The 21,393-nt window shown below is 66.9% G+C and carries 23 protein-coding genes and 1 pseudogene; 12 read left to right on the forward strand and 12 right to left on the reverse strand.

Features of this window, described 5'->3' with window-relative positions:
- Window positions 1-2: 2 nt before the first annotated feature.
- The 3 genes and pseudogenes from cysC to ACFQDH_RS21325 form a co-directional block, all read right to left on the reverse strand.
- Window positions 3-439: pseudogene (cysC, locus tag ACFQDH_RS21315) on the reverse strand (adenylyl-sulfate kinase); the annotation flags it as partial.
- Window positions 440-527: 88 nt separating this feature from the next.
- Complete coding sequence (locus ACFQDH_RS21320) at window positions 528-1,220, reverse strand: phosphoadenylyl-sulfate reductase (protein WP_382404375.1); 693 nt, start codon at window positions 1,218-1,220, stop codon at window positions 528-530.
- Window positions 1,217-2,860 carry a nitrite/sulfite reductase gene (locus tag ACFQDH_RS21325; RefSeq protein WP_382404376.1) on the reverse strand — a complete coding sequence of 548 codons (1,644 nt, stop codon included), beginning with the start codon at window positions 2,858-2,860 and terminating at the stop codon, window positions 1,217-1,219. The genes ACFQDH_RS21320 and ACFQDH_RS21325 overlap by 4 nt, the downstream gene beginning before the upstream one ends.
- Before the next feature lie 116 nt (window positions 2,861-2,976).
- Between ACFQDH_RS21325 and ACFQDH_RS21330 the strand changes: the two genes are divergently transcribed.
- Window positions 2,977-3,882 (forward strand): DUF4439 domain-containing protein, encoded by a 906-nt coding sequence (locus ACFQDH_RS21330; protein WP_382404377.1) that lies wholly within the window; start codon window positions 2,977-2,979, stop codon window positions 3,880-3,882.
- The gene (locus ACFQDH_RS21335; RefSeq protein WP_382404378.1) at window positions 3,879-4,799 is read left to right on the forward strand and encodes an aminoglycoside phosphotransferase family protein; all 921 of its coding nucleotides are present in this window, start codon (window positions 3,879-3,881) and stop codon (window positions 4,797-4,799) included. The genes ACFQDH_RS21330 and ACFQDH_RS21335 overlap by 4 nt, the downstream gene beginning before the upstream one ends.
- Here the strand turns inward: ACFQDH_RS21335 and ACFQDH_RS21340 are convergent, their stop codons facing one another.
- Window positions 4,800-5,573: a DsbA family protein gene (locus ACFQDH_RS21340; protein WP_382404379.1), complete on the reverse strand. Its 774-nt coding sequence runs from the start codon at window positions 5,571-5,573 to the stop codon at window positions 4,800-4,802.
- Window positions 5,574-5,676: 103 nt separating this feature from the next.
- Window positions 5,677-6,189, reverse strand: a complete 513-nt coding sequence (locus ACFQDH_RS21345) for a MauE/DoxX family redox-associated membrane protein (protein ID WP_382404380.1) — start codon at window positions 6,187-6,189, stop codon at window positions 5,677-5,679.
- Window positions 6,190-6,281: 92 nt separating this feature from the next.
- Between ACFQDH_RS21345 and ACFQDH_RS21350 the strand changes: the two genes are divergently transcribed.
- On the forward strand, window positions 6,282-7,133 hold the full coding sequence (locus ACFQDH_RS21350; RefSeq protein ID WP_382404381.1) for a DUF929 family protein: 852 nt from the start codon (window positions 6,282-6,284) through the stop codon (window positions 7,131-7,133).
- On the forward strand, window positions 7,130-7,639 hold the full coding sequence (locus tag ACFQDH_RS21355) for a vitamin K epoxide reductase family protein (protein ID WP_382404382.1): 510 nt from the start codon (window positions 7,130-7,132) through the stop codon (window positions 7,637-7,639). The genes ACFQDH_RS21350 and ACFQDH_RS21355 overlap by 4 nt, the downstream gene beginning before the upstream one ends.
- Here the strand turns inward: ACFQDH_RS21355 and ACFQDH_RS21360 are convergent.
- The gene (locus tag ACFQDH_RS21360) at window positions 7,595-8,302 is read right to left on the reverse strand and encodes an HAD family hydrolase (RefSeq protein WP_382404383.1); all 708 of its coding nucleotides are present in this window, start codon (window positions 8,300-8,302) and stop codon (window positions 7,595-7,597) included. The genes ACFQDH_RS21355 and ACFQDH_RS21360 overlap by 45 nt on opposite strands.
- A complete protein-coding gene (locus ACFQDH_RS21365) occupies window positions 8,299-10,074 on the reverse strand; it encodes a proline--tRNA ligase (RefSeq protein ID WP_382404384.1) in 1,776 nt (591 codons plus the stop codon). Before ACFQDH_RS21365 ends, ACFQDH_RS21360 begins: the two co-directional genes overlap by 4 nt.
- A 252-nt stretch (window positions 10,075-10,326) precedes the next feature.
- Here ACFQDH_RS21365 and ACFQDH_RS21370 point away from each other — a divergent pair, with 252 nt between their 5' ends.
- The 4 genes from ACFQDH_RS21370 to ACFQDH_RS21385 are packed head-to-tail and all read left to right on the forward strand — an operon-like array spanning window position 10,327 to window position 14,372.
- Window positions 10,327-11,046 carry a hypothetical protein gene (locus tag ACFQDH_RS21370; protein ID WP_382404385.1) on the forward strand — a complete coding sequence of 240 codons (720 nt, stop codon included), beginning with the start codon at window positions 10,327-10,329 and terminating at the stop codon, window positions 11,044-11,046.
- 14 nt (window positions 11,047-11,060) lie between these two features.
- Entirely contained in the window at window positions 11,061-11,486 is a 426-nt protein-coding gene (locus tag ACFQDH_RS21375) for a hypothetical protein (protein WP_382404386.1), read from the forward strand.
- Window positions 11,483-12,700, forward strand: coding sequence for a Dyp-type peroxidase (locus ACFQDH_RS21380; RefSeq protein WP_382404387.1), 1,218 nt, complete (start codon window positions 11,483-11,485; stop codon window positions 12,698-12,700). The genes ACFQDH_RS21375 and ACFQDH_RS21380 overlap by 4 nt, the downstream gene beginning before the upstream one ends.
- 37 nt (window positions 12,701-12,737) lie before the next feature.
- A complete protein-coding gene (locus ACFQDH_RS21385) occupies window positions 12,738-14,372 on the forward strand; it encodes a phospholipase C (protein WP_382404388.1) in 1,635 nt (544 codons plus the stop codon).
- Here the strand turns inward: ACFQDH_RS21385 and ACFQDH_RS21390 are convergent, their stop codons facing one another.
- Entirely contained in the window at window positions 14,373-16,028 is a 1,656-nt protein-coding gene (locus ACFQDH_RS21390) for an acyl-CoA dehydrogenase family protein (protein ID WP_382404389.1), read from the reverse strand. It lies immediately after the preceding gene.
- Window positions 16,029-16,076: 48 nt separating this feature from the next.
- On the opposite strand from ACFQDH_RS21390, the gene ACFQDH_RS21395 reads away from it, so the two are divergent.
- Genes ACFQDH_RS21395 through ACFQDH_RS21405 form a run of 3 tightly spaced genes read left to right on the forward strand, consistent with a single transcriptional unit; the run spans window position 16,077 to window position 18,862 of the window.
- Entirely contained in the window at window positions 16,077-16,862 is a 786-nt protein-coding gene (locus tag ACFQDH_RS21395; RefSeq protein ID WP_382404390.1) for a maleylpyruvate isomerase family mycothiol-dependent enzyme, read from the forward strand.
- Window positions 16,863-16,868: 6 nt separating this feature from the next.
- Window positions 16,869-17,522, forward strand: coding sequence for an MSMEG_1061 family FMN-dependent PPOX-type flavoprotein (locus tag ACFQDH_RS21400; RefSeq protein ID WP_382404391.1), 654 nt, complete (start codon window positions 16,869-16,871; stop codon window positions 17,520-17,522).
- Window positions 17,519-18,862 carry a CoA transferase gene (locus ACFQDH_RS21405; protein WP_382404392.1) on the forward strand — a complete coding sequence of 448 codons (1,344 nt, stop codon included), beginning with the start codon at window positions 17,519-17,521 and terminating at the stop codon, window positions 18,860-18,862. The genes ACFQDH_RS21400 and ACFQDH_RS21405 overlap by 4 nt, the downstream gene beginning before the upstream one ends.
- A gap of 7 nt (window positions 18,863-18,869) precedes the next feature.
- On the opposite strand, the gene ACFQDH_RS21410 is transcribed toward ACFQDH_RS21405, so the two are convergent.
- The 3 genes from ACFQDH_RS21410 to ACFQDH_RS21420 are packed head-to-tail and all read right to left on the reverse strand — an operon-like array spanning window position 18,870 to window position 20,114.
- The gene (locus ACFQDH_RS21410; protein ID WP_382404393.1) at window positions 18,870-19,259 is read right to left on the reverse strand and encodes a DoxX family protein; all 390 of its coding nucleotides are present in this window, start codon (window positions 19,257-19,259) and stop codon (window positions 18,870-18,872) included.
- A gap of 13 nt (window positions 19,260-19,272) precedes the next feature.
- On the reverse strand, window positions 19,273-19,497 hold the full coding sequence (locus ACFQDH_RS21415; RefSeq protein ID WP_382404925.1) for a GNAT family N-acetyltransferase: 225 nt from the start codon (window positions 19,495-19,497) through the stop codon (window positions 19,273-19,275).
- Entirely contained in the window at window positions 19,392-20,114 is a 723-nt protein-coding gene (locus tag ACFQDH_RS21420) for a DUF4081 domain-containing protein (RefSeq protein ID WP_382404394.1), read from the reverse strand. The genes ACFQDH_RS21415 and ACFQDH_RS21420 overlap by 106 nt, the downstream gene beginning before the upstream one ends.
- Window positions 20,115-20,196: 82 nt before the next feature.
- Between ACFQDH_RS21420 and ACFQDH_RS21425 the strand changes: the two genes are divergently transcribed.
- A complete protein-coding gene (locus ACFQDH_RS21425; protein ID WP_382404395.1) occupies window positions 20,197-20,778 on the forward strand; it encodes a DUF402 domain-containing protein in 582 nt (193 codons plus the stop codon).
- Here the strand turns inward: ACFQDH_RS21425 and ACFQDH_RS21430 are convergent.
- Window positions 20,775-21,359, reverse strand: a complete 585-nt coding sequence (locus ACFQDH_RS21430) for a GNAT family N-acetyltransferase (RefSeq protein WP_382404396.1) — start codon at window positions 21,357-21,359, stop codon at window positions 20,775-20,777. The genes ACFQDH_RS21425 and ACFQDH_RS21430 overlap by 4 nt on opposite strands.
- Window positions 21,360-21,393 lie beyond the last annotated feature (34 nt).

Here is a 21,393-nt window from a genome sequence, read left to right on the forward strand (position 1 = left end):
CCGGTGAGCTTCCCGGCGGCGGCCTTGGCGTACAGGCCTTTGACGTCGCGACGCTGACACTCCCGCAAGGGGTGGCGACATACACCTCGTGATACGGCGTGCCATGCTGCTCGTGGTGTGCGCGGACCGCCTCGCGAGCGTCGGCATACGGCGCGATGACGGGCACCAGCGCGATCACTCCGTGCCGGGCGAGCAGCTCCGCGACGAAGCCGACCCGCATCACGTGCGTATTGCGGTCCTCCCGCGAGAAACCAAGCCCCGCAGACAGATTCGTACGCAGCTCGTCACCGTCCAGGATCTGCACCCGATGCCCGCGCTCGGCCAGCTCGCCGGCAACCGCCTCGGCGATGGTGCTCTTGCCGGCCCCGGACAGCCCCGTCAGCCAGACGGTGGCGCCAACGCCGCTCGCGTCTCGACTCGTCATAGGTTGATCCCGCATTCCACACCCCACGAAGTTTCTCCTCCGCTTCGCTCCCCCGAATACTTCGCGGGGACCCCGTGATCCGATGACCAGTCTTTTCGTTTACTCACAAGTGGATCCCGCATTCTGTCTTGTCGGTCCCTGCCCAGCGCCCGGCTCGGGCGTCGGCGCCCGCAGCCACGCGTCGGGTGCACGGACCGCAGCCGATGGACGGATACCCCTGTGCCAGCAGTGGATTGCTGATCAGGTCGTGCTTCTCGATGTATGCCGCGACGTCTTCGTCGGTCCACGCAGCGAGCGGGGCGAGTTTGATCTTGTCCCGGCGCTCGTCGAACGACACGACGGCAGTGTCACGACGCGACTCGGACTCGACGCGGCGCAATCCCGTTGCCCACGCGTCATATTCGTCGAGAACCTCGTCCAAGGGCTGTGTCTTGCGCAGTGCGCAGCACAGGTCCGGATCGCGCTCGTGCAAGGCAACGCCGTGGTCGGCGTCCTGCTCGGCGACCGTCTGCCGTGGCGTGATGGTCCGCAGGTGCACCCGGTATGACGCAGCGACCCGGGCCCGCGTCTGCAACGTCTCGGCGAAGTGGTAGCCGGTGTCCAGGAAGAGCACGTCCACCCCGGGTAGAACGGCGCTGGCCAGGTGGACCAGGACGGTGTCCTGCATCGACCCGGCGACGGCCAGTCGCAGGCCGGAGTCCACTGCCCAACGCAGCACGTCGGTCGCCGACGAATCGGCAAGCGTCGCAGCACCTTCGGCCGCGAGCTCGCGAAGTTCCGTCGCTGTTCGGGTCATCGCAGCACCTCTTCGTCGGCACGAACTGCCCAGTCCGAGAAGGTCTCGCCGTCGGTGCGTCCCGCGATGAAGTTGCGGGCCACCCGCTCGATGTAGTCGCCCAGCTCCGCCGAGGTGACCTTGTGGCCACGCAACTTCCGGCCGAAGTCGGCCTGCTGGCCGAGTCGCCCACCGAGCTGCACCTGGAAGCCCTCGACCCGATTGCCGTCCGCGTCGGTGACGATCTGCCCCTTGAGACCGATGTCGGCGACCTGGACCCGGGCGCACGAGTTGGCACAACCGTTGAGATGCACGGAGATCGGCGTGTCCGGTGAGAGGTCCGCAACCTTTTGCTCCAGCTCCGGCAGGAGGCGGTGCGCGCGTTCCTTGGTGTCGACGATCGCGAGCTTGCAGTATTCGACACCGGTGCAGGCCATCAGGTTGCGACGCCACGGGGTCGGATCCGCATTCAGGCCAAGGGGCTTCAACGCCTCGATGAGACCGTCGACAGCATCGTCGGGCACGTCGGCCACGATCAGCTTCTGGTATGGCGTCAGCCGCACCCGCCTCGATCCGGCCGCTTCCGCGGCGTCGGCAACCGATTCAAGGGTCGATCCGCTGACGCGGCCCGCGACGGCGCTGAAGCCGACATACTTGCCGCCGCCGCGCTGATCGTGGACGCCGACGTGGTCCATCTTCGTGGCGGGCAACGTCGCGGCGGGGCCGTCCGGCAGAGCTGCCTTGAGATACTCCGATTCGAGGACCTCTCGATACTTGGCGACACCCCAGTCCGCGACCAGGAACTTCATCCGCGCCCGATTCCGGCTGCGGCGATATCCGTAGTCGCGGAACAGCCGGACAACGGACACCCAGACCTCCGGAAGCTGCTCCAGGGTGACGAAAACGCCGAGCCGCTCAGCGAGGAACGGATTGGTCGACAGGCCACCGCCGACGAGTAGGTCGAACCCCGGCCCGAGCTCGGGGTGCTGCACACCCACGAACGACACGTCGTTGATCTCGGGTGCTGCGTCGGGCAACCAAGCGATCGACGTCTTGAACTTGCGCGGAAGGTTTGAGAGGTCGGGATCGCCGACGTAGCGCCGATTGATCTCCTCGACAGCCGGAGAAACGTCGACGACCTCGTCGACGCTCAGCCCGGCAACGGGCGAGCCCATGACGACCCGGGTGCAATCTCCACACGCCTCGGTCGTCTCCAACCCGACGGCTTCGAGCCGGCGCCAGATCTCCGGGACGTTCTCGATCTCGATCCAATGGAACTGCACGTTCTGGCGGTCGGTGAGATCGGCCGTGCCCCGACCGAAGTCCTGCGAGATTCCGGCGATGACCCGCAACTGCTCCGTGCTCAGCACGCCGCCGTCGATTCGCACCCGCATCATGAAGTAAGGCGCCTCGAGCTCCTCCGGCGACAATGTCGCGGTCTGGCCACCGGGAATGCCGTCCCTGCGCTGGGTGTAGAGACCCCACCAGCGCATGCGGCCGCGCAGGTCATCGGCCGGGATCGATGCGAAACCCTCACGGGCATAGGTCTCTTCGATGCGCGCCCGCACGTTGAGACTGTCGTCGTCCCGCTTGAACTGCTCGTTATGGTTCAGGGGCTCGTGCTCGCCGAGGGCCCATTGCCCGTTGGTCTTGGTTACCACGTTGCATAACATTCCATTTGGACATCCCAAACGTCAAATGATGTTCACCAGGTGGCACACCGCGCGCCGCGGAAGCGGTCCGGAGGCGGATGCCGGTCGCGTGCGAAGATGCGAGCATGCCGAACGCCGATCAGCGCGCCATGCTGGGCCGCCGCGCGCTCCTGGCTGCCGTCCTCACCGGTTCGGTGGCGGGACTGGCCGGCTGCGGCATCCGCATGGAAGGTGACGCGCCTCACATCCCCGGCATCCAGAAGCAGGGTCCACCGCCCGACCAGGCGACGCTGCGCGTGCTCGTGACGTCGATCGATACTGCGATCAGTGCAGCGGGGCACTCCGCCTGGGAAACCACGCTCGCCGGCGTGCACCGCGCCCAACGGACCAGGCTCCTCGCCGTCATGGCCACACAAGGTATGACGCCCGCCGCGACCACGGCGCAGCCGACCGGACCTGCCGTCGATCCCGGTGCAATGTTCAGGTTCGAGCAGGCCGGAGCGCGTGCCATCGGGTCGTTGATGACCCTGTCGGCGCGAAACCTCCCGATGGCTGCGGCCATCGCGGTCACGCAGAACGCAGGCGCCGCGCTGCTCGGCCACCGCGTCGCCGTCAACGGTGGCGTCGTGCCGAAACCCGCTGTCGTGCAAGCGATTCTGCCGTCGTTGCGCGCCGCGATCTACGCGTTCGAGGTGATCATCGCCAAGACGCCACTGAAGGCCCGCAAGCGCGCCGAGGCGACCCTCACCGGATTGCACGCCGTCCGCGCGACCTGGGAGGCCTCGCTCGGCAAGGATCTCCCGACGTCCCCCGACGGCTTCACCCTGCCGGTGCAACCGACGACGAACGCCCGACGACAGCAGCTCGCCCAGCTGGTGCTCACCGACCTGGTCGATGCATGCGCGGGCCAGGTCACGGCGACGCGCTCGGACCGTGGCGGGTTCATCGGACTCACGACGCTGTGGGCGGACAGCACCGCTCAGCTGTGGCAGTGGGGAGCGAAACCGACTCCCTTCCCCGGCCTGCAATGAGTGTTCTGCACGACTTCGGTCCGAGCATCCCGGCCGCGTTCCGGGAACTGGTGCAGGGGCGCCCGGCCGAACCGGCCATCAGCGGCGACGACTGGCTGGCGCACCTGCCCGCGCAGGTCGCCGAGCTCGCCGACGAGTGGGATCTCGTCGCCGACGGGCGGGTCTGGCACGGAGTGTGCGCCGTCGTCATACCGTGTCACCGCGGCAACGAGCCAGTGGTCCTGAAGGTCAGCTGGCCGCACGAGGAAGCTCGGCTGGAGCATCTTGCGCTCCAGGCCTGGGCAGGCCAGGGCGCGGTGCGACTCATCGCGGCCGATCCAGCCCGTTGGGCGATGCTGCTGGAGCCGCTCGTGCACGACCGCAACCTCGACGCACCGGAGTTGCTCGAGGCGTGCGAGGTCATCGGCGGCCTGATGCGCCGCCTGGATCGGCCGGCGACACCGCAGTTCACCCGACTCAGCCACGAGCTGGATCGCTGGATCCCGTTGTGCCAGAACGGTTCTCCGCTGGTCCCTCGTCGGCTGACCGAGCAGGCTGCGAGTCTGTTGGCCGACCTACGGGATGGCTGCGACGGACGGCTGATCCACCAGGACCTGCACTTCCAGAACGTCCTCGCAGCAGAGCGCGAGCCGTGGCTGGCGATCGACCCGAAGCCGCTCTCCGGCGAGTGGGCATTCGCCGTCGCACCGGTGCTGTGGAACCGCTGGGACGAAGCGAGCGCGGCATACAACGTGCGGACGCATCTGCGCCTGCGGCTCGGGGTCGTCAGTGAGGCCGCGGGCATCGACGAAGACCGGGCGCTGGCGTGGAGCTTCGTGCGGATGGTCACCAATGCGATCTGGGAAACGCAAGAAAGGGCGCCCGACAAGGACGCCCTCTCCCGCTGGATCACCATCGCCAAGGCGATGACGGACTAGCTACTTGGTGTGCTTGGCCAGCACGCTGTCGAAGCTGTTCTTGGTCTGCAGGAGCGACGTGTAGTCCGCCGAGCTGTTACTGAGCTCCTTGCCGTTGAAGAAGAGCGTCGGCGTGCCGGTCACGCCGTTCTTACCCGCCTTGTCGGCAGTCGCCTTGACGTACTTCGTGTAGGTGCCCTTGTCGACACACGAGTTGAACTTCGTCAGCGCGGCGCCGGTGATGCCGGCCTGCTTGCCGTACTTCTTGATGTCCGCGTTCTTGAAGGTGTCGCCCTTCGCTTCCTGGCTCTCGGGCCGTTGCCCGGCGAAGGTCGCCTTGTGATATTCGGCCGCCTTGCCCGCGTCCGATGCGCAGTAGAGCCCGTTCGCCGCGATCGTCGACGCGGGCTGGTTCTTCATGTTGTCCTCGAGGAACGTCATCAGGTGCCAGACCAGTTTGATCTTGCCGGACTTGGCGTCGGCCAGGATCTGCTCACCGTTGGCCTTCTCCATGTCGTTGCAGATCGGGCACTGGAAGTCCTCGTAGATGTCGACCGTGGGCGCACCCGACTTCAGCTTCACGTCGGGGTAGGCGCGCAGTCCGTCGGCATTGGAGGAGCCGCTCTTGGGGACCGACCCGGAGTAGGACCCGCTCTTGCTCGCCTGCGTGACGAACACCGCAACCACCACGGCCACCACAAGGATGGCGGCGATGACGCCGCCGATCAGGCCCTTGGACGGGCCGTCCTTGGGCTTGGTCGCGGCAAGCTTTTGCGATGCATCAGGGCGTGGCATGGAGTCACCTTAACTGGAGGTCTATTTAACTGGAGGTCTCTGAATCTGACACGACTGCGTCGATACGAACGAGCGGCTTGGGCCGGCGGTTCCGAGCTGCGCGTCAGCCCCACAGAGCGCGGTCGGCGCTCAGCTTGGTGCGCGGCCAGATCACCAGCCAGGCGGCGCACAGCAACAACCCGACGTCGCGCAAGATGTCCCACTTGTATGCCGCAGTGGTGGGCAGCTTGCCGTTGCTGCCGAAGCAGCCGCACTGTATGACGATGCCGCGTGCCCACACCGAGCTGATGCCGATGATGAAGGCGATCATCAACAGTCCACCGAGCACCGCGGTCATCCGCGTCATCAGCCCGGCAATGAGCAGCAGGCCGAGGATGATCTCCAGGAACGGCATGAACGTGCCCCAGATGTTGGCGAGGTCGTAGGACAGGATGCGGAACGCACGAGTGTCCATCCGGGTCGCCTCAAGTTCGCGGGCCTTGAGGATCCCTGCCACCAGGTAGGTCACGCCGAGGATCAGCCGGGCTGCGACCCCTACCCATTCCATCGCGGGATGCTGGTGCCATTTGGTCGTCGCGGTCGTGCCCGATGACACCGACTGGGTCTGCTCTGCCACGCGAGACAGACTAAACGACTAATCTGTCGGCGCCGCGCTACCAGGCGGCAGGCGAGTGCCATCACAGTCATCGGAAAGGTCCGTACGCCACCATGTCGACACCCACCGGCCGCGAGAAACTCGCTGCCCTCCAGGCCCAGCAAGCCCGGGCGGCTCGCCAGAAGAAGCTGCTCGCGCTCACCTCGGGCGCCGTCGTCGTGGTCCTCGCGATCGTCGCCGTCTTCTATCTCGTCGGCCGCAGCAACGCCGACTCGGCGAACAAGAAGGCCGTCTCGGCCACCGCTGACGCGGCATACCTCAAGACCGTGCAGAACATCCCGGCGAAGACGTTCGACACCGTCGGCGCCGGCTCGGCGAGCGGCGCGCCCAAGCAGATCAAGGACACGCCCTTGACCAAGGACGGCAAGCCCGAGGTGCTCTACGTCGGCGCGGAGTTCTGTCCCTACTGCGGCATGGAGCGGTGGGCGCTCACCGCGGCGCTGTCGCGCTTCGGCACGTTCAGCGGACTCAAGACAGCTGTGTCGACCCAACGCGACAATGTCGTGAACATCCCGACGATGACCTATCTGAAGGCGACGTACACGAGCAAGTACCTCACCTTCACGTCCTTTGAGACCGAGGACCGGGATCAAAATCCCCTGCAGGCACCGAGTACGCAGGCGCAGTCGCTGGCGCAGAAGTACAGCGGCGGAAGCATCCCGTTCGTCGACTACGGCAACGTCGCGGTCACCTCGGGTGCGACGTACCAGGGCGCGAGCTTCATGCAGAACGTCTCGGGCAACGCGATCGCGGCGAAGCTGAAGGACCCGAATTCAACCGAGTCACAGAACATCCTGGGCGCCGCCAACGTCATCACCAATCAGTTGTGCCAGCTGACGAAGGGCGAGCCGGCGTCGGTGTGCACGTCGATCGGAGTCGCGCGAGCGGGCGCCTTGAAGCGATGACCGTCCTGACGTTGCGTCACCCCCGATGGCTCGCGCCGACAACTTTGGTGTTGAGCGTCCTCGGGCTGGCGGACTCGGCATACCTGACCTTCGAGCACTACAGCGGGTCGACCTCGCTGGCCTGCTCGGACAGCGGCACGGTCGACTGCGCGAAGGTCACCACCAGCCAGTGGTCGTCGATCGCCGGTGTGCCGGTCGCGTTGCTCGGCCTGCTGTTCTTCGTGGGTATGACGGTGCTCTGCCTGCCCCAGGTATGGCGACGTACGACACCGATGCTGGACAACCTCCGGATCGGCGCCGCGGGTGTCGGCCTGCTGATGGTCTTCTACCTAGTGTGGGCGGAGTTCGTGAAGATCCACGCAATCTGCTTGTGGTGCACCGGTGTTCACGTGATCACGTTCGTGTTGTTCTTCGTGCTGATAGTCGGGCAGATCCTGCGGGTGCCGACCCTGTCTGACGACTCAGGCAGCGGACCAGCCGCTCACGATCGTCAGCACGTCGAGTAGTTCGTGCGCGACGGCGTCCGGGCGGGCGTCGGTCGCCACGACCTGCGCCTCGGGCAGCACCGAGTGCGGGATCCAGATCGCCCGCATGCCGATCTGCTGCGGGCCGTGGATGTCCTCGAAGAGCCGGTCGCCGACGTAGACGCACTTCGTCGGGTCGACCCGGACGGCGTCGGCGGCCGTCAGGAACGCCTCGTGGTGCGGCTTCACCCACGGGATCTCGCTGGAGTAGACGTCGCCGTCGATCAGGTCGAGCACGCCGTCGCGTTCGAAGAGATCCCGGTGGTAGTCACGTTCCCAGATCGTGTTGGACAGCACGCCCACGCGAATCCCGTTATCGCGCAATCCTTCCCAGACCTGCCGAACCTGCGGGTCAGTCGCGGTGTGCGGCTCCCAGAAGGCGCGGTATGCCGCGAGCGCCGACCGATGCGCCTCGCCGTGCAGGTCCGCGCCCGCCTCGACGAGAATCTCCTCGATGCGGGCGCTCGTGTGCTCCTCGTGGGCACGTGCCCACGCGACGGTGGTCGCGTCGAGCAGCCGCTGCGCGAGCGCCGGGTCGCCATACGCGGCGGCATACGACATCGCCTCGGCTTCGAAATCGATGTCGTGCCAGGGCGTCAGCGTGCCGCCCCAGTCGAAGATGACGGCTTGGACTTCTTGCGTCATAGGTTCGAGTCGGGCTCGGCGATCTCTGCGGTGACCTCGGCGACGATGTCGTCCACCGGGACCTCGCGACGCTCGCCCGAACGCCGGTCCTTGAGCTCGACCTTGCCATCGGCCAGGCCGCGGCCAACCACGAGAATCGTTGGCACACCGATGAGTTCGGCGTCCTTGAACTTCACGCCCGGCGACACCTTCCGGCGATCGTCGAAGAGCACCTCGATGCCGGTGGCTTCCAGCGAGCGGACTATCTCCTCGGCCTTGACGAAGACCTCCTCGTCCTTGCCGGTCGCCACGACGTGTATGTCGGCAGGCGCGATGTTGCGCGGCCAGATCAGCCCGATGTCGTCCAGGTTGTCCTCGGCGATCGCGCCGACTGCGCGGGTCACACCCACGCCATACGAGCCCATGGTGACCGTGACGAGCTTGCCGTTCTCGTCGAGCACCTTCAGGCCGAGCGCCTCCGCATACTTGGTGCCGAGCTGGAAGATGTGGCCCATTTCGATGCCACGGGCCAGCTTGAGCGTGCCGTGACCGGTCGGCGAGGCGTCGCCCTCGCGGATCTCCGCTGCCTGGATGGTGCCGTCGGCGGTGAAGTCGCGGCCGTGGACCAGGTCGATCACGTGGTGCCCGTGCTCGTCCGCACCGGTGACCCAGGCCGAGCCGACAGCGACGGAGGGGTCGAGCAGGTATTTGATGTGACTGCTCTTGCTCTCCCCTAGAACGCCGGGTCCGATGTAACCCTTGGCGAGCATCGGGTATGACGCAAAGTCCTTCTCCTCAAAGGCTTCCACCTCGGCGGGTGCGACCTTGACCTCGAGACGCTTGGCGTCGACCTCGCGGTCACCGGGCAGCCCGATCGCGAGCGGTTCGCGGGTGCCGTCGGGGTGCACCAGCATCACGATGACGTTCTTGAGCGAATCGGCGGCGGTCCACTCGCGGCCGTCGGCACGCGGGTGGTCCTTGTTGAGCGCGGCCACCAGCGTCTCGATGGTGGGCGTGTCAGGGGTCGGCTCGACGTGCGCGGGGCCGGCGGTGACCTCGACCTCGGGCGCCTGCGGGACCTCGATGGCCTCGACGTTGGCGGCATACCCGCTGTCGTCGCGGACGAAGGTGTCCTCGCCGTGCGGGCTGACCGCGAGGAACTCCTCCGACGCGGAGCCACCCATCGCACCTGAGTCGGCCTTGACGATCACGTATTCGAAGCCGAACCGGTCGAAGATGCGGATGTAGGCCTCGCGGTGGGCGTCATACGCCTTCTGCAGGCCGGCCTCATTCACGTCGAACGAGTAGGAGTCCTTCATGATGAACTCGCGGCCGCGCAGGATGCCGGCCCGCGGGCGCGCCTCGTCGCGGTATTTGTTCTGGATCTGGAAGAGCGCGAGCGGCAAATCCTTGTATGACGAATACAGGTCCTTCACCGTCAGGCAGAACATCTCCTCGTGCGTCGGGCCGAGCAGCATGTCCGCACCCTTGCGGTCCTGCAGGCGGAACAGCAGGTCGCCGTACTCGCTCCAGCGGCCCGTCGCGTCGTAGGGCTCGCGCGGCAGCAGTGCCGGGAACTTCACTTCCTGGCTGCCGATGCGTTCCATCTCCTCACGGACGATGGCTTCGACCTTGCCGAGCACCTTCATCCCCAGCGGCAGCCAGGTGTAGACGCCGGGCGCCACGCGGCGGACGTAGCCGGCGCGCACCAGCAGCTTGTGGCCCGGCAGCTCCGCGTCGGCCGGGTCCTCGCGCAGGGTTCGCAGGAACAGGGTCGACATGCGCAGTGCCACGGGGCTCCTTCGGAAGGTATGGCGTTGGTAAAGGTTCTGTGGATAACACCGAAGCGTATCCGGCGAGCCAGCCGTGTGCCGCCGACCGTCTACCCGGAGCCCTGTGGACAAAGCTGGCAATGACCTGGGAGATCGGCGACGTCGGAGTGAACTCCGGGCGTACCTAGCTGAACACCGTTGAACGACAGCACATTTCAAGTTGGATGCTTCGTAAGCTCATCCGGTGACCTTGCGAGCGGTAGCGTGACACGAGTGCCGCTGAAGATGTGGCCGCTCGCCGCGATGGCCGTCGCCCTGATCGCGCTGTCGGGCTGCCGGGCCGACGATCCGACCGGAGCTGCGACGTCCGCCGCGACCGCCATACCTGAGGCGCAGGCGTCACGTAGCCATTGCGGGCAGGGGTGGGCGCACGCAACGTCGGGCATCGTGCAAGTGCGACTTCGCAACACCGATGTCAACGCCGAAGAGGTCTACCTCGCCGACTCCGCCGGCAAGCTGTATGGCGAGATCGACCCCCTCGCCCCGGGCACAACGGCCATCCTGCGCACCGAATTGTCCGCGGGCACCTACCACCTCGTGTGCTCGGTCAACGACGGCACACCGGCGCACGGGCCGAAGGTCTCGGTCACCGGTGACGCACAGGGCGTGCGTGGGGTGCAGCCGGTCACATCTGCGGACCTCGCCCCGAAAGTGATCGGCTATCAACGCTGGGTCAAGGGCCGACTGAAAGTGCTGCAGAGCGAAACGAAGACGCTGTCGGTGGCGCTGCGATCGGGTAATCGGGGCACGGCGCAGGCAGCCTGGCGCAAGGCGAACCGGACCTGGAACACCATGGGCGGCGCGTACGAGGCGTTCGGCGGTGTCGGCAATGGCATCGCCGGCAACGCCTCCCGTTCCCGCGCGGTGTACACGACTCCCGTTGGACCGGGCTGCTGCGTATCGAATACGGCCTCTGGCACGGCCAGCCGCTGACCTCACTGGTCGGAATGAGCGGACTGCTGGAAAAGGACCTGGAGGCACTCGGAAAGCAGTTGCAGACCACGCAGTTCCAGCCCCTCGACGTCGTGAGACGCACGCACGAGATCACCGAGGACACGCTGCAGCAGACACTCACCGGGCACGACGACTACGGCGCACGCGTCGAGCTGTCCGACGCGCTCGCACAGTTGGACGGCACCGGTGCTTTGCTGAAGGTGCTGCGTCCGCTGCTCGCCCCACGATATCCGCAGCTCTCCAAGGTCGACGGCTGGATCGCGAAGTCGCGCAAGGACATTCGTACCCAACGCGGTTGGCAGGTGACACCGCCCGGCGGCGCGGCGGATGCCGGCCACCGCCTCGTCGATGCGGACATCGGCCAGCTCGCCGAGCTGCTCACCCCGATCCCCACCATGCTCGAGCCGAGAGTGTCATGAGACAACCTGATCGCCGCACCATGCTCCGCGCCGGAGTCCTCACCGGTGGCGCGGGTGTTGTCGCGGCCGCCGCTGGACCAGCGCTGGCCGAAACGAACGCGGCACACGATGCATCGCGGCGTGCACTGCGACCATTCCACGGTCCGCACCAGAGCGGCGTGCTGGGCGATCCGCTCCCCGCCGCAACGATCGTCGCGTTCGACCTGACCGTCACGGGACGATCGGGACTGACGACACTCCTGCAGACGCTGACCACGACGATTCGCTCGCTCACCGCCGGCGGCATCTCGCCCTCCCCCGGCATCACTGACACAGCGGGCACCGGGATCCTCGGGCCGGCCGCTCCCGCACGGGCGCTCGAGTCCGTTGTCGCCCTCGGTACGGGTGTTTTCACTGACGCGTTCGGCCTGACAACGGCCAAACCGCGGCACCTGCGCGCAATGGACACCTTCGCGAACGACCAGCTCGACCCGGCGTGGTGCGGCGGCGACGTGCTACTCACCTTGCAGGGTCACGACCGTGATGTCGTGACGAACGCGTTGCGCGAGGTATGCCGAGCTACCCGGGGCGCGATGCAGATCCGTTGGAAACAGGACGGATTCACCTCTGCCCCACGGCCGACCGGCCATCCCCGCAACCTGCTCGGCTTCAAGGACGGCATCGCCGGACCCAGCCCCACGGACGACAAACAGATGAACTCGCTCGTCTGGGTGGATGCCGGCGAGCCGGCCTGGGCAGCCGGCGGCAGCTACTACGTCATGCGCCGGATCCGGATGCTCGTCGAGTTCTGGGACCGGGTCTCCACCTCCGAGCAGGAGCGGATGTTCGGGCGGCGCAAGGACACCGGGGCGCCGTTGACCGGTGGCGCGGAGAACTCCCTACCGGACTACGGCAACGATCCGAACGGGAACGCCATACCGCTGGACAGCCACATCCGGCTGGCGAACCCGCGCACGCCGAAGACGGCGAAGTCGCAGTTCCTGCGCCGCGCCTATTCGTATGACGCGGGCGTCGACTCGGTCGGCAACCTGGACATGGGTCTGATGTTCGGCGCCTTCAACGCGGATCTGGACCGCCAGTTCGTGACGGTCCAGAAACGGCTGGCCGACGAACCGCTCGTCGACTACATCACGCCCGTCGGCGGCGGCTATTTCTTCGCTCTGCCCGGCGTGCGCAACACCACCGACTTCTACGGGAGCGCCCTGTTCACGTAGCGACCTCGCATCATCACCCTGGAAGGAAGGAAGCACAGTGCAGCAGAAATCCGCACTACTCGCCGCAGCATCGGCGGGCGCCGTGATCCTCGCGGCCGGCACCACTGTCGCCGTACAGGCCACTGCAAACGCCGCGAGCCCAACGCACACGAAGCAGCACGTGGCTCACCACGCGAGCACCCCGATCAAGCACGTCGTGGTGCTCTTCGACGAGAACGTCTCGTTCGACCACTACTTCGGCACCTATCCGAACGCCGCCAACACCGACGGCACGAAATTCACCGCGGCCCGGCATACACCGCGGGCCAACACCGAGCAGAACGCCGGCCTGATCCGGTCGAATCCCAACCTCTACAAGCCGTTCCGACTGACTCCCGACCAAGCCGTCACCTGCGACCAGAACCACGCCTACCAGCCGGAGGAGAAGGCCGCCAACGGCGGAAAGAACGACAAGGTCATCGAGAACACCAGCGTCGACACCTGCACCGGTGAGTTCGGCGCACCCGGGCTGGCGATGGGCTACTTCGACGGCAACACCGTCACCGGGATGTGGAACTACGCCCAGCACTACGCGATGAGCGACAACTACTACGGCTCGAACTACGGCCCGTCCTCACCTGGAGCGATCAACCTCGTGTCCGGCAACACCTGGGGCATCCACGCTGTCGATCCCACGACCGGCGCATCAACCTCCGACGGTTATGTCGTCTCGACGCCGAACGCCCAGGGTGTCGGCACCATGACGAACGACCCCGACCCGGCATACGACGACTGCTCGGGTCACAACCACACCTCGACCAATAACCTCGGCGTGATGCAGGGCAAGAACATCGGCGACGAGCTGAACTCGGCCGGCGTCTCGTGGGGCTGGTTCCAGGGTGGCTTCACTCCGAACGCGCCCTACGCCGGCGACGGCAGCTACGCCCAGTGCACCACCTCTCACGCCAACGTCGGCGGCGGCACCTCCGTGGACTACAGCCCGCATCACGAGCCGTTCCAGTACTACAAGTCGACGGCCAACCCGCACCACCTGCCGCCTAAGTCGCTGGCCGAGGTCGGCCACAACGGCCAGGCCAACCACCAGTACGACCTGAGCTACTTCAACGAGGCGCTGAAGGCAGGCGACATGCCGGCCGTGTCGTTCTTGAAGGCGCCTTCCTACCAGGACGGGCACGCCGGCTACTCCGACCCGACCGACGAGCAGGACTTCCTGGTGAGCGAGATCAACGCGATCCAGCAGTCACCCGAGTGGAAGAGCACCGCAATCGTTGTGACGTATGACGATTCGGATGGCTGGTACGACCACAAGGTGTCCAAGATCATCACCGGCGCAAAGGACGCATCGCTCAATGAACCGATGTGCACGAGCGTCAAGGAGCCGGTCACGAGCAGCGGCCCGCAGGACGACCGCTGTGGCCCTGGACCGCGGCTGCCATTCCTGGTGATCTCGCCGTACTCGAAGGTCAACTCGGTGAACCACCAGCCACTCGAGCAGGCCTCGGTGATCAAGTTCGTCGAGCAGAACTGGAAGCTGCCGCAGCTGGGCAACGGATCGTTCGACTCGCGGGCGACGTCGTTCTCATCGCTGCTGAGCTTCGGGAAGCCAAGGGCCTCTACCGTGCTGCTCAAGGACGACGGTTCGGTCGCAAGCGTCACGCCGCCGGCGAAGTAGTCACCTCTCGGTGCTGGCCCGCCGCACGATGGCGGCGGTGTCCAGCCCGGCAGGCAGAGTCCCGAACACGCCGGCGTGCTGCCCCAGGACCCGTGAGACGAGGAACGCCTCGGACACCGCCGTCGGCGACTGCCGCACCAGCAGGCTGGCCTGCAACAGGACCGCCATACGGGCGGCGAGCCAGCGGGCGACATACTCCGCCTCTGACGGATCGACAAGATTCGCAATGGCTTTCAAGACTTCGGTCACACCGTCGTGCAACTCGGGCACTCCGGCCGACTCGACCTCGTCGCGCCAGGCGTCGATGCCCTCCGGCTGACGTTGCAGGACGCGCAGCACGTCGAGGGCGTTGACGTTGCCGCTGCCTTCCCAGATGGAGTTCAGCGGCGACTCCCGGAAGAGCATCGGCAGCCCGGAATCCTCGACATAGCCGTTGCCACCGAGCACCTCCAACGCCTCCGCGACGTGGAAGGAGGTGCGCTTACAGACCCAGAACTTCGCCAACGGCAAGCCGATCCGACGCAAGGCGCGCTGAGCCGGGTCGTCCGGAGACTCCACCGCACGAGCGAGCCGGAGGCCGAGAGCAGTGGCCGCCTCGGACTCGATCGCGAGGTCCGCCAGCACATTTCGCATCGCGGGCTTATCGACCAGCAGACCACCGAACGCACTGCGGTGCTCTGCGTGCCAGATCGCCTCCGCCAGGCTGCGCCGCATCAACGCCGACGACCCGAGCACACAGTCCAACCGGGTCGCGGCCACCATCTCGATGATGGTGCGCACCCCGGCACCTTCGTCGCCGAGGCGACGGGCATGAGCGTCGACGAACTCCAACTCGCTGGAAGCGTTGGACCGATTGCCCAACTTGTCCTTCAACCGCACGATCTGCAGGCCGTTGCGGCTGCCGTCGGGCAGCACGCGCGAGACAACGAAGCAGGTCAACCCGCCCGGTGCCTGGGCGAGAACCAGGAAGAGGTCGTTCATCGGCGCCGAGGTGAACCACTTGTGCCCGGTGAGCCGATAGGCACCGTCGGCCTGCGGCACCGCGACCGTGGTGTTGGTGCGTACGTCGGAGCCACCCTGCTTCTCCGTCATACCCATGCCGGCGAGCAGTCCTCGCTTGTCAGCGATCGGCCGCAGCCCGAAATCGTAAGTGGCAGAGGACAATCCGGGCACCAACTCATCCGCGAGCGCGGCGTCGGCCCGCAGCGCGGGCACCGCGGCATACGACATGGTCATCGGGCAGCCGTGCCCCGGCTCGATCGCGCTCCAGGCGATGTATGCCGCGGCACGACGCACGTGCGGCATCGGCTCGCGCGACGTCCACGGAGCTCCGGTCAGCCCGAACCCGACGCCCTTGTCGAGCATCCAGTGCCAGCTGGGATGGAAGTCGACCTCGTCGACGCGGGCACCGAAGCGGTCGACCGGGCGGAAGATCGGCTCGTTCGCGTTGGCGAGCATTCCGTACTCCCGGGCCTCCGCCGAACCGGCGAGCTCGCCCAGCGGCAGGAGTGACTCGATCAGCTGCGGGGCGGAGTCACCCGCCTGGGCGTGGACCGCGTCCAGCAGCGCCGCGTCACCCGTGACGGTGTTGTGACCGACCAGCAGTGGCGGCTGGTTGCTCGGGGCATGCGCGAAGGGATCGCTGTTCTCCGTCATACGACTCAGGTTACGCATGAGCCAGGCGCCACAGGTTACGGTCTACACATGCCCGCAATGCTCGAGTTCGACGACTACCTCGACGTGCTCTACACCGCCGCCGAGCGCCTGAGCGAGCACGCTTTGGACATCTCCGACCAACCCGTCCCGACGTGCCGCGACTGGAACGTGCGACAGCTGGTGGCCCATACCGGGATGGTGCACCGCTGGGCGACCGGGATCATCCGCGGCGAGATCAACTCTCGCAATGCCACGACGGCGACCGACCGCTTCGAGGTCGACGGCATGCTGGTCGACGATCCCGGTGGCTGGTTGCTGGCCGGCGCAGGGGACCTGGCGGAGGCCCTGGAGGAAGCGCCGGACGACCTGGAGCGATTCTTCTTCCTCAACGACGCGCCGCCCAGCAAGATCGCCTGGGCCCGCCGACAATGCCACGAGACCTCGATCCATGCCGTCGACGGCCTTAGTGCTCGGCTCGGGCAGTTCCCGACCGCAGCCGAGACCGAGATACTCGCAGCCGTCGGCACCGACGGGATCGACGAACTGTTGCGGGGTTTCGCCACCCGCGAGCACGAGGAATTGCGCACCACGTCGGCAGAAACCGTGAGTGTCGTCTTCGAGGCCACAGACGTTGGGCGGTCGTGGACGTTGCGCCTGTCCGATGGGCCCGCTGTGTGCGACGAAGGCACGACCGATCAGAGCCCGGACGCACGGCTCTCGGGCACCGCGGCACAGCTCTACCTCGGACTCTGGAACCGCGGCACCGAGATCCACCAGGAAGGTGTCGACGTGCTCACCTTCTGGCGTGAGCGCCTCCGCATCGAATGGAACTGATCGCACATGTATGACGAGCAGAACAACCCCTATCGCGACCTACCCACGGTGACGTCGGCCGGTCAGCTCGAGCAATTCGGCCTGCCGGACCCGCCCGTGCGCGACAAGGTTCGGGACCACTTGCACGCGCTCGACAAGGACTGGCTCGCCGTCTCACCACTGGTGTTCGTCGGGACCGCGACTCCCGACGGGCGATGTGACGTCTCGCCCAAGGGCGACCCGACGGGCGTCGGCCTGGTCCTGGACGACAACACGCTGGTGATCCCGGAACGCAGCGGCAACAAGCGCATGGACGGCTTCCACAATCTGCTGGCCAACCCGCACGTGGGCTTGAACTTCGTGATCCCTGGACGGCCGGACACGTTGCGGGTCAACGGTGTCGGGCAGTTGGTGACCGACGGCCCGTTCTTCGACGACCTCGTCGTGCAGGGCCACCGGCCGGAGCTGGTCCTCATCGTGCACATAGAAGAGGTCTTTTACCACTGCCCAAAGGCGTTCATGCGTGCCAAGGCATGGCGGCCGGAGACCTGGCAGCCAGACGCCGTGGCACGGTATGCCGATATCGCCAAAGCACTCTGGCGGGCCGGCGACGACCCGGACATCGTCGAAGAGCACTACCGCGACGACCGCTACGCCGCTGCGCTCTACCCCGGCTCGTGAGCTGGCCGACGCTGCCCGTTCCCTGGGCAACCGCTGCGGTCGCCCGTGGCCCGCGGCGTTGGTGGGCCGGGCCGCTCGATGTCGAGGGCCTCGCCGTCGGCAGCGTTTCTGCGGCTGCGTCAGCAGCGAATGCACTTGCTGCCACCCGGGATTCGTCCTGGAACGCGTTCGTCCCCAGCGGCCTCGTCGGTGCGTCGTTCGGCTCCATCAGTCGGCTGCGGGTCGCCGGAGAACCGGTCAAGGGCTGGGGAGAGATGTCCGGGTTCTTCCGCACCTCGGACGGCTGGATCCGCTTGCACGGCAACTACCCCCACCACGCCGCGGTCATCCGGTCCGTTCTGGGCGTCTCCAATCGGTCGGGTGCGGAGAGCGCCATACAGGAGTGGGAAGGGGTTGCGCTCGAAGAGACCCTGCGGGCGGCCGGCGGCATCGCGGGCGCCGTTCGCACCCCGGACGTATGGCGGGCACACCCACACCACGCAGCGGCGATTCAGGACCGCCCGCTGGTGACCCTAGGTGCGTCAACGGGCGCAACCCGTCGGCTGGTGCCGTCAACGTCGTTGCCACTACAGGGAATTCGCGTCCTGGACCTCACCCGTGTCATCGCCGGGCCGACCGCTGCGCGCTTCCTGGGAGCGCTCGGTGCCGACGTGCTGCACATCGACCGGCCGGACTCACCCGAGCTGCTGGACCAACACCTGGACACCGGTTTCGCCAAGCGGACCGCAACCGTCGACTTCGCCGGCCCGGACGGGCAGGCGACTGCTCAGGAGCTGGCCGGCACCGCCGACATCGTGCTGACCGGTTACCGCCCCGGCGCCCTGCGCCGATTCGGACTCGACCGCGAGTCGCTGCTGGCCGAGCACCCACACCTGGTCGTCGTTGAGCTGTCCGCCTGGAGTGACTCCGGCCCGTGGGGTGGCGAGCGCGGATTCGACAGCATCGTGCAAGCCGTCAGCGGGATCGCGACCACCTACGCCGACGCCGACGGTCGGCCGGGCGCCCTGCCGGTGCAGGCGCTGGACCACGCCACCGGCTACCTGATGGCGGCCGCGGCTCTGCGGCTACTCAACCGGCGGCCGCACGAAGGCGGTGCAAGCGCGCAACTCGCTCTGGCCCGCACCGCCGAGTGGTTGCTGCACCACAACGGGTCGGCCACCGACGCGGAGCAGACCTTCGACGGACCGGACTGCCCTCTGTGGCTGGCGACTGCCGAATCGTCATACGGGGCAATCGAATACGTGCGCCCACCGCTCTTTGTCGGCGACGTCCCGCTGGACTTCCCGTCACCGCCGCGTCGCTATGGACAGGACCCGCCCGAGTGGTGGCTGACGGACTGACCAGCCGTCAACGGCCGGCGCGCCAGCCCGCGCGGATCAGCGGCCACTGCAGCGGCAGCCGTGCAATGGTGCCGGCGCACCAGGCGACTCGTTTCGGCGACGATCCGCGGTTGGCGACGACACGAACCGCGTCGGCCGTCATCTGCACGTTGGCCGGGAACACACCGATCAGCAGCGCTGCGGACGCACGACCGGCGACCCTGCGTGTGCTCGGAACGAGAAGTCCGGCAGCACACGCCAACTCGGCCACGCCGGAGGCGCGGATGACGTCGACCTGGCGCGGCACCACGCTCGGCATACTCGGGACGAACGTCTGTGGGCGGACCAGGTGGATGACACCGGAGGTGGCGAAGGCCGCAACGAGGATCTTTGCTGTCGGCGTCAGGGAGGAAACCATCTGACGAATGATGTCAGAGAATGACAGTCGCGAATTTCCCGACCTGGCGGAAGCCGGCGGAGTGATAGGTCCGCAGGGCCGGCTCGTTGTAGGCGTTGACGTAGAGCGTCACGGTCGGCGCGATCGTCTCGATCACCTGCCGCACCACGGCGCGCATCGCCGGTGTTGCCAAACCCTTGCCGCGGTGCCTGGGCGCGACCCAAACACCCTGCAGCTGCGCGACTCCGCCGCGAGCGATCCGACGTCCGCCTTGAAGATCACTTCGTGCCCCTCGGTCACCACGAAGGTGTGCCCAGCCCTGATCAGGGACGTGACCATGCGCCGATATTCGCGATCCGAGCCGACGTATGGCGGGTAGCCGATCTCCTCGGTGAACATCGCCGTCGATGCCGGCAGCACTTGGTCGACCTCGTCCAGGCGAGCCCGACGCACCCGGGCATCGACCGGGCCGGACCCACCGGCGGGCACGGCGGAAACGGCCATCATCGGCTGGTCTGGACGCAACGATCGAGCGTCGCCCCAGTGTCTCTCCAACCGCCCCCAGAGCCCCAGAACCAGCTCTGCGTCACCGAAGATGGACGAGCAACGGCGGCGCTTGCGACGCAATCGGGTGGCGAACGCGTCCAAGGCCGCCTCGTCAGCGCCGATCGGGACGACATTCGCCGAGGTCCAGCACATCGAGCGCAACCGCCGGCCATCGTCCGTGCCGAGCAACGCTCCGGCATACGAGGGCCCACCCTCGATCAGGCGCGCAGCAACGAAGACGTTGGCCAGCGGGTCAACCGCACACAGGTCCAACGCCGCCGGGAAATCGCCCGGCCCCAGGGCGCGGGCGCCGCTGAGCGTCCGTAACACGGCACCAGCCTTGCACCGACAGGCGCCGCGCACACCGAAAACCGCTGATCGATTCGAGCCGTCTCTGGTTACAGTGCCGGTGATGACTAATCCCACTGCCTCCGACCGTCCCGGGACACCCATTCATGTCGACTATCGCAAGTGGGACGGAACGCCGCACTGGCAGAGTGACGGCACGCTGCTCGGGGTCGATGAGAACGGGTGCTGGGTCGGATTCCCGCAGGGCACGCATTTCGAACGACCCGGGGCTGCGTTCGATCTCGACCGCGACTCGGTCTCCCTCTTCCCCGATGCGGGCTACACACCTGCGTTCAACCGGCCGACCGATCGCCCTGAGCAGGTCGTGGTGTATGTCGACATCACCACCCCACCCGTCTGGTCACGCACCGACGACGGGGGTTGGCAGGTGACGATGATCGATCTTGATCTGGATGTCGTCCAGCGGGCCAATGGCTTCAGCTACGTCGATGACGAGGACGAATTCGCTGACCACCAGCGGAAATTCGGATACCCGGACGACGTCATACGTCAGGCCGAGGCCGACACCCGGTCGGTCTTCGAGGGGCTCCGGGACGGTCGGGCGCCGTTCGACGGCGCCGGTTGGCAATGGATGCGGCGGCTGGTCGAACCCGGCGCCGCTGAGCGCTCCGACTCACTGCATTAGTCGAGCTCACGGCGCATGACCCAACGCCACTTGGCGATCTTGCGATCGCGCTCGAAGCCGAAATCGGCGAAGAGCGTCTCCGGCCCGGTGTGGAAGTAGGCACCGCGTTGCGGCCCCCGGCCGTCGACCTGCTCCGGGTAGGCCTCGACCACGCCGCCACCCTGGTTTCGGATCGCATCCAGCACCGCGCGCACCGCCGCTCTTGCCACACCGGCCTGCCGGCGGCCCTTGCCGGTGAAGATGCAACCGATCCGCCAGTCGGGCGGGTCACCGGCCGACGCGGCGTACTTCTTGCGATTCTGGATGTTCGGAAGCTCCACGGGCCGCCCGAACTGGCACCATCCGACGCAGTCGTCGCCGTCATAGACCAGGATCTGGTGCACCGAGCCCGTGCGGACAAGCGCGTGCTTGGCGTCGCGGTTTCGCTCGGCGCTGGTCCCGTCAAGTCCCTCGGGATGGAACCCCATGCACCAGCAGCCACCCCACACGCCGTTGTTGGCCTCCACGAGGGCCGCGAAGTCGGCCCAGGTGTCACCACTCAGCGGCGCGGTGCGGAAGGCCCCGCCTGTCTCGTTGGACACGCGTCGAGCATGGCACTCGGCACCGACAACTGAC

Source organism: Flexivirga alba (assembly GCF_042661025.1).
Classification (GTDB): domain Bacteria; phylum Actinomycetota; class Actinomycetes; order Actinomycetales; family Dermatophilaceae; genus Flexivirga; species Flexivirga alba.

What these genes read in the sequence shown, in the direction of transcription:
- ACFQDH_RS21320 (WP_382404375.1), bottom strand. Translation starts at nt 1,220, where the DNA reads ATGACCCGAACAGCGACGGAACTTCGCGAGCTCGCGGCCGAAGGTGCT.
- ACFQDH_RS21330 (WP_382404377.1), top strand. Translation starts at nt 2,977, where the DNA reads ATGCCGAACGCCGATCAGCGCGCCATGCTGGGCCGCCGCGCGCTCCTG.
- ACFQDH_RS21335 (WP_382404378.1), top strand. Translation starts at nt 3,879, where the DNA reads ATGAGTGTTCTGCACGACTTCGGTCCGAGCATCCCGGCCGCGTTCCGG.
- ACFQDH_RS21340 (WP_382404379.1), bottom strand. Translation starts at nt 5,573, where the DNA reads ATGCCACGCCCTGATGCATCGCAAAAGCTTGCCGCGACCAAGCCCAAG.
- ACFQDH_RS21350 (WP_382404381.1), top strand. Translation starts at nt 6,282, where the DNA reads ATGTCGACACCCACCGGCCGCGAGAAACTCGCTGCCCTCCAGGCCCAG.
- ACFQDH_RS21355 (WP_382404382.1), top strand. Translation starts at nt 7,130, where the DNA reads ATGACCGTCCTGACGTTGCGTCACCCCCGATGGCTCGCGCCGACAACT.
- ACFQDH_RS21360 (WP_382404383.1), bottom strand. Translation starts at nt 8,302, where the DNA reads ATGACGCAAGAAGTCCAAGCCGTCATCTTCGACTGGGGCGGCACGCTG.
- ACFQDH_RS21375 (WP_382404386.1), top strand. Translation starts at nt 11,061, where the DNA reads ATGAGCGGACTGCTGGAAAAGGACCTGGAGGCACTCGGAAAGCAGTTG.
- ACFQDH_RS21380 (WP_382404387.1), top strand. Translation starts at nt 11,483, where the DNA reads ATGAGACAACCTGATCGCCGCACCATGCTCCGCGCCGGAGTCCTCACC.
- ACFQDH_RS21390 (WP_382404389.1), bottom strand. Translation starts at nt 16,028, where the DNA reads ATGACGGAGAACAGCGATCCCTTCGCGCATGCCCCGAGCAACCAGCCG.
- ACFQDH_RS21395 (WP_382404390.1), top strand. Translation starts at nt 16,077, where the DNA reads ATGCCCGCAATGCTCGAGTTCGACGACTACCTCGACGTGCTCTACACC.
- ACFQDH_RS21400 (WP_382404391.1), top strand. Translation starts at nt 16,869, where the DNA reads ATGTATGACGAGCAGAACAACCCCTATCGCGACCTACCCACGGTGACG.
- ACFQDH_RS21410 (WP_382404393.1), bottom strand. Translation starts at nt 19,259, where the DNA reads ATGGTTTCCTCCCTGACGCCGACAGCAAAGATCCTCGTTGCGGCCTTC.
- ACFQDH_RS21425 (WP_382404395.1), top strand. Translation starts at nt 20,197, where the DNA reads ATGACTAATCCCACTGCCTCCGACCGTCCCGGGACACCCATTCATGTC.